At 72.3% G+C, this 846-nt stretch carries 1 protein-coding gene; it reads left to right on the forward strand.

The window, feature by feature from the left end; genetic code table 11:
• The coding region (locus ACJA3G_RS37865; RefSeq protein WP_406557528.1) for a reprolysin-like metallopeptidase at positions 1-768 on the forward strand (768 nt) is incomplete at its 5' end.
• Between the last annotated feature and the right edge of the window lie 78 nt (positions 769-846).

An 846-nucleotide genomic window follows, 5' to 3' on the forward strand; every position in this document is an offset into this window, starting at 1 on the left:
ATGACGGGGGCGGTGACCGCGGCCCGGCAGGCGGGGCCCGGGCCGCGGGCCGCGGTCACCGCCCCCGTCATCGATCTGCTCATCGGCTACACCCCGCACACCGTGAGCAATACCAAGGGCGGGGTGGAGGCGCTCGACCTGAAGGTGAAGGCCGCGGTCGCGGGCACCAACGCCGCCTACTCCGAGAGCACCGTCACCGCCCGGCTCAATCTGCTGGGCACCTTCACCACCAAGGCGTGGGAGGGTGACGACAGCGACGCCGAGGGCATCACCTACGCCCTGTCGGACCCCGAGAACCCGCGCTACGCGGGCGCGTTCGCCACCGACGCGCGCAAGCAGCGGGACGACAGGGGYGCGGACCTGCTGCACGTGCTCACCCAGTTCACCCCCCGGCCCGGCGCCGTCTACACCGCGGGAACGGCCAACACCCCCGCCCTGCCCAAGATCGTCCCCGGCGCCGCCCCCTCGTCCGGCAGCGCGGGCGAGGCCTTCGGCGCCCAGCAGGCCGACACCCTCGGCACCTACCACCTCGCGCACGAGATCGGGCACAACTTCGGCCTCAACCACGACTACGTGACCGATCCGGTGGACCGCGCCGACCCCCGCTACCGGCCCGTCAACCTCAACCCGTACTACCCCGACAACCACGGCCACCTGCCCGCCGACCGCACCTGGACGGACATCATGGGGTACACCCTGGCGTGCGCGGACGCGGCCAGGTGCGGTCGGCGGGCAGGTGGCCGTGGTTGTCGGGGTAGTACGGGTTGAGGTTGACGGGCCGGTAGCGGGGGTCGGCGCGGTCCACCGGATCGGTCACGTAGTCGTGGTTGAGGCCGAAGTTGTGCC

This window comes from Streptomyces sp. YS-3 (genome assembly GCF_045257485.1).
GTDB lineage: Bacteria > Actinomycetota > Actinomycetes > Streptomycetales > Streptomycetaceae > Streptomyces.